At 35.8% G+C, this 9,493-nt stretch carries 8 protein-coding genes and 1 riboswitch; of the genes, 1 reads left to right on the forward strand and 7 read right to left on the reverse strand.

Going from position 1 to position 9,493, the window contains the following annotated elements; genetic code table 11:
* Positions 1 to 165 precede the first annotated feature (165 nt).
* The 3 genes from KBI38_07320 to KBI38_07330 are packed head-to-tail and all read right to left on the reverse strand — an operon-like array spanning position 166 to position 3,946.
* A complete protein-coding gene (locus tag KBI38_07320) occupies positions 166 to 1,329 on the reverse strand; it encodes a cell division protein FtsW (GenBank protein ID MBP8629866.1) in 1,164 nt (387 codons plus the stop codon).
* A 33-nt stretch (positions 1,330 to 1,362) separates the two neighbouring features.
* Entirely contained in the window at positions 1,363 to 2,010 is a 648-nt protein-coding gene (gene trmB / locus KBI38_07325) for a tRNA (guanosine(46)-N7)-methyltransferase TrmB (protein ID MBP8629867.1), read from the reverse strand.
* 25 nt (positions 2,011 to 2,035) lie between these two features.
* The gene (locus KBI38_07330; protein MBP8629868.1) at positions 2,036 to 3,946 is read right to left on the reverse strand and encodes a sigma-54-dependent Fis family transcriptional regulator; all 1,911 of its coding nucleotides are present in this window, start codon (positions 3,944 to 3,946) and stop codon (positions 2,036 to 2,038) included.
* A 245-nt stretch (positions 3,947 to 4,191) separates the two neighbouring features.
* Between KBI38_07330 and KBI38_07335 the strand changes: the two genes are divergently transcribed.
* A complete protein-coding gene (locus KBI38_07335) occupies positions 4,192 to 4,569 on the forward strand; it encodes a methylglyoxal synthase (protein ID MBP8629869.1) in 378 nt (125 codons plus the stop codon).
* A gap of 26 nt (positions 4,570 to 4,595) precedes the next feature.
* Here KBI38_07335 and hydE read toward each other — a convergent pair whose 3' ends face one another.
* The 4 genes from hydE to KBI38_07355 form a co-directional block, all read right to left on the reverse strand.
* Complete coding sequence (hydE, locus tag KBI38_07340; GenBank protein MBP8629870.1) at positions 4,596 to 5,627, reverse strand: [FeFe] hydrogenase H-cluster radical SAM maturase HydE; 1,032 nt, start codon at positions 5,625 to 5,627, stop codon at positions 4,596 to 4,598.
* Position 5,628: 1 nt separating this feature from the next.
* Positions 5,629 to 6,552: a homoserine O-succinyltransferase gene (gene metA, locus KBI38_07345; GenBank protein ID MBP8629871.1), complete on the reverse strand. Its 924-nt coding sequence runs from the start codon at positions 6,550 to 6,552 to the stop codon at positions 5,629 to 5,631.
* Positions 6,553 to 6,620: 68 nt separating this feature from the next.
* Positions 6,621 to 6,716: riboswitch (SAM riboswitch) on the reverse strand.
* A gap of 114 nt (positions 6,717 to 6,830) precedes the next feature.
* On the reverse strand, positions 6,831 to 8,870 hold the full coding sequence (locus tag KBI38_07350) for a methyl-accepting chemotaxis protein (protein MBP8629872.1): 2,040 nt from the start codon (positions 8,868 to 8,870) through the stop codon (positions 6,831 to 6,833).
* A gap of 125 nt (positions 8,871 to 8,995) precedes the next feature.
* Positions 8,996 to 9,493: HD domain-containing protein (locus KBI38_07355; GenBank protein ID MBP8629873.1), on the reverse strand; the 498-nt coding region annotated here is incomplete at its 5' end.

Consider the following 9,493-nt stretch of genomic DNA (forward strand, 5'->3'; position numbering starts at 1 on the left):
ATTTTCTTTCTGTTATTATTTATAGTTGGTAATTCTTCTTGCTGATTTTGCTCTACTGTCATTACTACACTCCTTTTTGATTTTTTTCCTACTGTCACTATAATTAAAAACCATTTGTAAAAAAAAAGCAAATAATTCTATTTTCATAGTAATTATTTGCTTCTTTTAATTTTTCGCTAACCTTAACTTGCGTTTAATAACTTCTGGTTCTTGACTCATTTTATTATCACGTCGTAACTTCGCATTATATCGTCCAATATTTATTAATACACCAATACTAAACATATTAATAATCAACGAGGTTCCGCCATAACTGATAAAAGGTAGTGGCACTCCAATAACAGGTAATAAACCTGACACCATCGCAATATTGGCGATTCCTTGTCCGACAATCAAACAAATTATCCCCATTACTAAAATTTTACCATAACCATCATTAGTTTCTGCAGCGATTTTGCCTCCATAAAAAGCTAAACCACTTAACAGTAAAATAACTGCTACGGCTCCGACAAATCCCATTTCTTGGCATAATACCGCAAAGGCAAAGTCGGTATGAGCTTCCGGCAAATAATAAAATTTACTCAGCCCCATCCCTAGGCCATTACCAAAAAAACCACCTGAGCCAATCGCCATCAAGGATTGAACAGTTTGATAACCGCTCGTTTCTTTAAACATCCAGGGATCGAACCATGCTTCAATTCTTTCCGCACGATACGAAGCAGCTGTAGTTAGATAAAACACGCCGATTAACGATAAACTACCTAACACCAAAAAATCAGTTTTGCTTAACCCCGCGACAAGATAAAGAATTACCGCTAACCCCACTACAATTGCCGCTGTTCCCAAATCCGGTTGCTTATAAATCATCAGGCCCATAAATAACGCCAATATAATCGGAAAAGAACTTAAATGAGCTTGGCGATGCCGATCCACAAACGGCCCCAAATAGGCCGCACTGATAAAAATTATCGTTAATTTAGCTAATTCCGACGGTTGAAAAGTTATTCCTAAATTTAACCAGCGTCTAGAGCCATTAACTTCAATCCCAATAAAGTGGACGGCAATTAAACAGATTGCTGCAAAAATACCACCAAAAAACATTATTTTTTTCCACTTCAGATAGTTTACTTTAATCGCTATAACCATACAAGAAAATCCTACTAATAAAGAAATACCATGGCGCTTTAAAAAATAATAACCATCATCCATTTTTTGTCCAGCCTCTACAAAACTGGCGCTAAAAACATTTAATGTTCCTAAAATCAACAGCAAAAAACTTATCCAGAGAATCGCTTCGGTATTACTATTCCATAATCTCAGCTTACTCATCAAAAACCTCCCACACCAAGGTAATGAGAATTTTTATTTAACATTAAAAGTCACTTCGCAAAAATTAATCTTCTGTCCCAAATTGCTAAATTTAACTTCATATTCAGTCATGATATTTTCTTTAATATTACTGTTATGCAAATCAAAAGTTACGTTATCAACTTTTAACTTCGCTGCCGAAAATTGTTCCAACGAAAAATCAAATAAATCTTTATTATCAGTTTTAAAGAACAGCTGTCCATTTTCAGTTAATAATTGCTGATATTTTTCTAAAAATCCTTGGTGCGTTAATCTTCTCTTCGCATGCCGTGGCTTTGGCCAAGGATCACAAAAATTAATATAAAATCGCTCTATGCTATGATTAGCAAAAGCCTCCATAATGTGATTAATATCAAAAACCAATAGTTTCACATTAGGCAATTTTTCTGCCGCCACCTTTTTCGCCGCATAATAAAGAACATCTTGTTGTGCTTCAATGCCGATAAAATTAATATCAGGATGTCGTTGCGCCAAGGTAGTAATAAAAGTACCTTTACCGGTTCCTAATTCAACCTGCAACGGTGCTTTATTCTCAAAACTTTCAGTCCAAGACATATTTTTTATAACTTCACTATCTGTAAAAACAAAATCTTTAAATTCTAGAATTGCCTCTGTTATCCACGGCTTCTTTCTTAACCTCATCTAAAACTGTTCCTCCTACCTACTTTTAAGCCTTTTCTAAACCATATTTTTTAATATAGCGATATAAAGTAACCCTACTAACATCCAATAAGTTGGCTAACCGACTAACATTGCCACCCGCCGCTTGCCATGCTTTCAAAAATACTTCGCGCTCTTCTTTCCAACTATTATCATGCTTAACATCACCCATTAAATTAATATCTTCCGGTTTTATTTGATCACCCGCAGTATTAAAAAATGCATATTCAATCACTGCTTGTAATTGCTTCGTATTGCCCGGCCAATCATATTCTTTTAACTTTTCTGCGGTTTGCGCTAATATTTTTTTCGGTTTCAACTGATGTTGGGTCGCCAGTTCAGTGATAATATGGTCAGCTAATAGCGGAATATCTTCGCGACGATTACGAAGCGATGGTACTCTAATCACACTTCTACCAATTATATCATAAAGTTCTTTTGAGAAAACATTGCGTTCTGATAATCTTTTTAGGTCACTGTCACATGCGGCAATAATTCTTACATCAATTTCACGTTTGACACTATCACCCAATCGTTGTATTTTCTTTTCTGTCAACGCTTTGGCTAGTAACGCTGCCACTACTGCCGGTAATTTTTCAATCTCATCAATGAAGAGTGTACCGCCATTAGCCAGCTCAATTTTCCCCGGTCGGCTTACTTCAAAATCCTCTGCTACACCAAATAATTCTTGTTCCAGTAATTCCGGCGCTAAATCTCCACATTTCACAGAAATCAATGGCCCGGCAACTCTAACACTACCTTGATGAATACCATGTGCCATTCTTTGTTTACCGGTTCCGGCTTCACCTTGCAATAAAATATGATTATTGTTTTTTGCTAAACGATTAGCCTTATCCTTTATACTATTAAAAGTTACACTGTCACCGACCATACAACCTAAACTATATCGTGCAGTATAGCCGGCAGTATGAGCAACTAAGGTTCTTAAATCTTCGATTGGCATTGATACCGCCACTACACTACTGACGATTTGCTCATTATCACGTTCTAACGGCACAACGGTCGTAATATCTTCATAGGTTTTATTCGGCGTAATCCAAGTCACTTCTTTATTATATGAAGGAACGCCATTAAAACCTTTATAGACCGGCGTATGACGATAGTTTAATAATACATTATTTAAGTTAGTATAACTATCACCTTCACCTTTGCCACCAATACCAAAGAGTCTGGACTGACCTAGTTTGTTAGTATAAGCAACTTCACCACCTGATAAAATATGATATACAGCAAAAGGGGCAGCATCTAAAATTGCTTCTTGCGCTTTAACCTTGGCTAAGGTTACTAAATATTTTTCCATTGAATGTTTGATAGTTAGTAATAATGATAAAATTGCACTTTGCGGAATTTCTTCTTGCTCTACTGCTACTAATGTTACAATGTATGACAATTCTCCATTTAGCATAATTGGTGCTGAACAAGCATCACCTTGTTGACATTCTTCCACCCACATTTCCGGCCCGTAGAGAAAAAATGGCGTCTTATGCTCATGCACAATACTAATACTAGAGGTTCCAACATCTTCAATTTTAACTCTCGCCCCTTCAATTTCTCCCGGTGTTTTTTGGTAGAAAGGTAGCGAAAAGCTTTTTAAAACATAACAATTTTCATCTAATAACAGCAAGCTTAAATTATAAGTATTTAAGAATTCTCTAATATCCTCACTCAATTCATCTAAATACGCTACCGCATTATTATGTTTTGCCAATTGTAGTGCCAATTGCTCTTTACTTAAACAATTTTTCAAAATCATTTTATCGTTCTTTATTTGATACTTCTTACTTTGTTCCCACGACTTCGCCACCCAAGGGTGAACATTCGGATCAATAATTCCTTCTTCTATAAATTTACGATAATAGCCTTCTAACTTGACCTTACTACGACGTTCCCTAATCATGATTTTACCTCCATATTTTAAAGACTATTTTCCAGCTTCTAAAATTCTAATACCTTTATTCTATCAAGCATTGACTATTGTTGCAATTTTTAAATACATACATTTACAATATTACCTTTAAATTCTTTCTTTACCTTATGTTTATATCACTTCTTTTGTTAAGGTTTTGTTATTACTATTTACCGGTATTGTAAAATCAGCTATACTTTAATTAAGTTTTAAATACTATAAGGATGGTGATTTATTTGAAAACAATTGCGTTAATTGCTCATGATAAGAAAAAAGAAGAAATGCTCACTTTTGTAAAAAGTAATATTGAACTACTCTCTCAAAATAAATTAGTTGCTACCGCTACCACTGGCCGGTTAATTAAAGAGCAAACCGGTTTAGAAGTTGAAACTTTTATGTCCGGTCCCCTCGGCGGCGACCAACAAATCGGTGCTCTCGTAGCAACTGAACAAATTGATTTAATTATCTTCTTGCGCGATCCATTAACAGCGCAACCTCACGAGCCTGATATTACAGCCTTAATTAGAATTTGTGATGTTCACAATATCCCGGCCGCAACAAACATTAAATCAGCTAATATTTTAATTGATTATATTACTCATAATAAAGAATAAATAAAACAGGGTGCAAGCACCCTGTTTTATTTATTGCCACGAAACCCTTTATTATCAGCGACAAACCGATTAATTGAATTTATGATTTCAACAACCTTCTGCCGATTTTGTTTAGTGCTAACCTGCAAGCCAATTTTCCCAGGATAGAGCAAGTATTTTTGTCGATAATTTATCGTTGTAACATTCGGCATAATAACATTGGCACCAGCCTGTAATGCTATTTTTCTGCCGTCTTGATGTAATGATTCCATGGCCGTAGTCGCCGGAATATTAATATCAGGTAATAATAATCTGACCACTGCCATTACTTTAATACTCAGCAAGAACTGTCCTGACGGCTGTTCTCTTAAGGGAGTATCAGGATTAGAAATAAAGGGTCCTAGCCCAACCATATCAGCATTAATTTCTTTAAAAAATAAAATATCTTGTGCCAAATCAGCTAAGGTTTGCTGAGGCAAGCCCACCAGACAACCCGTCCCGACTTCATAGCCTAGTGTTCTTAAAGCTTCTAAACACTTTACCCTGTTATGAAAATCCATACCAGGGTGTAATTCACGATAAATAGCTTCATTCGTTGTCTCAATCCGCAGCAAATAGCGATCAGCACCCGCGTCTTTATATGCCTTATATTGTCCATATGTTTTCTCGCCTAAACTTAAAGTTATCGCTAACCCCATTGCTTTAATTTCACTAATAATTTTAACCATTTCTGCATTAGCAAAATTATCAGCTTCGCCTGATTGCAATACAATCGTTTGATAACCCTCACTTTTTGCCTCGACCACAGCCGCCATTACTTCATCTGGGCTCAAGCGATACCGTTCAAGATTATTATTGCTACAACGCAGCCCACAATAATAACAGTCTTTGCTACAAACATTAGATAACTCAATCAAGGCTCTTAAATGAACGCCCTCACCAACGTATTGCGAACGCACTTCATCGGCAGCTTGAAACAAATAATCATTACAACAATCATCAACCAAAATTGTCATTATTTCGCTTGCCGTAAGGTTGTGTTCAGCTTGGGCTTTTTGAATTAAGTCAATCGCCTTCATCTCATTCACCTTGAAAAGTTGCTAAATCAAATGGAGTTTCTTGATAAACATAGTAATTCAACCAATTAGCAAATAATAACGTCGCGGTACTACGCCATTTGACAATCGGCTGGCTTTTCGGATTATCATTTGGAAAGTAATTTTGGGGAACTGCTATCTCTAGGCCAGACTCCATATCGCGATCATATTCTTCTTTTAAAGTTAAGGGGTCATATTCAGCATGACCGGTAATGAAAAATTTACGATGCTTAAAATCCGCTACAGCATAAACTCCAGCTTCCTTAGACTCTGCCAAAATTGTTAAATCTGCTACTTGTTCAATATCAGCACGACGCACTTCGGTATGACGTGAATGCGGTACAAAAAATTCATCATCAAAACCTCTAAATAGTTTTTCATGTTCAACTTTTAAAGAGTGTGGAAACACCCCAAACATTTTTTCCGCCAATAAATGTTTTTTTACGCCATGATGATAATATAAGCCTGCTTGTGCACCCCAACAAATATAAAGTGTCGAAAAGACATGTTTCTTGCTCCACTCCATAATTTCACATAGTTCTGCCCAATATTGCACTTCTTCAAATTCTATTTTTTCCACCGGTGCACCAGTTATAATAAGGCCATCATACTTTTTATGTTTAACATCAGCAAATGTACCATAAAATTCAGATAAATGTTCTTGCGATACATTCTTTGGTTCATATGTAGCTGTATAAATAAAATCAACCTCAACCTGTAACGAGGTATTGCCTAATAATCTTAATAGTTGGGTTTCCGTTACAATCTTCGTCGGCATTAAGTTTAAAATAAGAATTCTAAGTGGTCTGATATCTTGGCTGTAAGCTCTATCTTCATACATTACAAAAATATTTTCATTTTCTAAAATATTTCTCGCCGGTAAGGCATTTGGTATTTTAATCGGCACTATTATTCACTCCTCAATAAAAATAAGCCTCTTTCATCCGAAAGAGGCTTATATCTCACTACAGCACTCTCTCATCTATCAGATCACCCTGTTGGAATTAGCACCTTGCTTACGCCGGTTGCTGGGCTTCATCGGGCCATTCCCTCCGCCTCTCTTGATAAGAGTTCTTATTCATTTTTAATGTTAATATTAACACATTATAAATTTTATTGTCAATGTAGTTTCATACTTTTTTATTTAGAGCAAAGCAGTGCCATAGTGGCACTGCTTTGTTAAACTTAAACTTTAAAACTATTAACAACTTTATGTAATTCTTGTGACATTTCTGATAATGATCTACTAACAGCCGCCAGTTGCTCTAATGACGCTGCTTGTTCTTCTACCGTTGCAGAAACATTCTGACTTTGATCCGAGGTTTTAGTACCAATAACCTCTAAATTATCAATCAATTTCACCATTGAATCACGTTCTTGAACTATTTTTTTGATTTCTGCTACTACTAGTTTTACGTCTAGGGTTACTTTATCAACTTTTGTAACAATCTCACTGAAGGTTTTGCCGGCATCACCGACTAGTTGTGATCCTAATTTAACTTCTTGCGTTCCTGTTTCCATAAACTCAACCGCTTTAGTAGTTTGTGTTTGAATTTCTCTAATCAAATCGGCAATATGTTTTGCTGCCACTTGTGATTGTTCAGCTAGTTTTCGCACTTCATCTGCTACTACGGCAAAGCCACGCCCTTGCTCACCAGCTCTAGCCGCTTCAATCGCCGCATTTAACGCCAATAAGTTAGTTTGTCCGGCAATATCAGAAATCGTACTAACAATTTCACCAATTTGTTTGGATTGAGTGCCAAGTTTCAAGACAGTTTCAGCTGCTTCATTAATTTTAGCGTCAATATTTTCCATTTGCCCAATAGCTGATTTAACTGAGGTATAACCATTTTTCGCTGAAACCGCACTACTTTCCACATTTTCCAAAGTTTTTTCTGCACTATCAGACGCAGTATTGATGCTGTTTGAAATAACCGCAACACTTTCTGCCGCTTTATCAATTAAGGTAGATTGCTCTGCTACTGCTTCGGCAACCTTTACTATGGACTGCGCAATTTCCTGTGTACCAACTGCGGACTGTTCTGAACCTGAGCATAGTTCTTGCCCAGAGGATGCCACTTGTTGCGCCATCCTGTTAACATCAGTAATAATCTTTTTAAAGTTATTACTCATAATTTTAAAGTCTTCAGCCAGCTCTCCAATTTCATCATCGCGCTCAACACTAACCGCTGTTGTTAAGTCACCACTTGCCAAACCTTTAGCACTACCAATCAACTTAGTAAGTGGCATATTAATCCGATTATTAAATAAATAAATTATCAATAAACTGATTGCTATCAAAATCATTACAAAAACCATAATATTAGCATACATTATTTTATTAATGCCAGCATGAAATTCCGCTGTTGGCAATACCAGTACCAGTTTTAAGCCGGTAGTACCAATTGGCGTCACTGAAACATAACTATCCGCCCCAAAGGCATCATTACGCACTAACATACTTTCTTTCGCATCAGTAATGGTTTTGCCGACTTGACTTATTTTTCCTACCGAATCTTCAGAAATTTTTACCTTTAAGTTTTTTTCGGCATCAGTTGTTGCTAAATAATAGCCATCACCGGTAACAATAAAGGCATACCCTTGTTCCCCAACTTTAATGCTTTTAATATAATCTTCTAGCTGATTTATCGCCAAATCTACAGTTACTACCCCTACTTTTTTATTATCCTTAATAATAGGTTTAGCAATCGTTAACATCGTAATTTTACTAACTTCATCATAAAAAGGTTCGCTCCAAGCAATATTGTCAGTAGCCAGACCTTTTTTGTACCAATCATATTTAAAATAATCATATTCGGCATTACTATAATCCCAAGTTAACTTAATATTACCACCATCTTTGTATTTATATGGTCCATAATATTTTTGTGCAGAATCGTAAGCATTTGGCTCAAAGAAATATCCTGAACCGAAAATCAAGTCATCACTTTTTATATATTCATCAGTTAAACTCATTGCAACATCAATATTATTGATTGATTTTAAATTTAAAGTCATTGCATCTGCTTTTTCTGCAGCCTCATTAATTCTGCCTAAAAAGCTATTACTTACTTCACCAGCTTTCGCCACAACCATTCTTTTAACTTCTACTTCCATTCCACTAGTAATCTGATAGGTACTAATAATGGTTTGTCCTAAAAGAAGTATTGTCATTACACCTAATACAACAAATAAAAAGACCGTCCTAATACTTTTCATATTCATAAGTAACCCTACTCAATTTAGCTTCTTGGCAATTAACTTTTAAAGAATTATTGTAATAAAATTATATCCTATTTCTGTCTATTAAGCTAGTTATTTCAAAACAGGGGTTGCCATAGCAACCCCTGTTAATATGCCATTAAGGCAAACGCGTCTTGACGGTTATCAAACAATAAACTAACAATATCATTATCAAGTTTTTTCTGTTTAACCATATCCATTATGATATTTTCCACTTTATTAACTTCCATCTTATTACGATAAGGTCGATTTTCCGTTAACGCGACAAATACATCTGCCACTGCTACAATCCTAGAGCCGACACTAATCTCACTTTCTTTCAGACGAAACGGATAACCTTTACCATCTAAAGTTTCATGATGATAAGCCGCCCACTGAGCAATCGTATCAAAGCCATCAATCTGTTGCAAAATTCGATAAGTATAATAAGTATGCTGCTTAATGATGGAAAATTCTTCGGTTGTTAACGCCGCCGGTTTTTCCAAAATATTATTTGGCACTGCCAACTTACCTAAATCATGCAACAATCCTGAAATCTCCATTATTTTCAAATCATCGTGTGAAAAAGCCTGCTGTTTTGCTAAAAACACTGCCATTTGCGCCAC

Source organism: Negativicutes bacterium (genome assembly GCA_018052945.1).
Classification (GTDB): domain Bacteria; phylum Bacillota; class Negativicutes; order JAGPMH01; family JAGPMH01; genus JAGPMH01.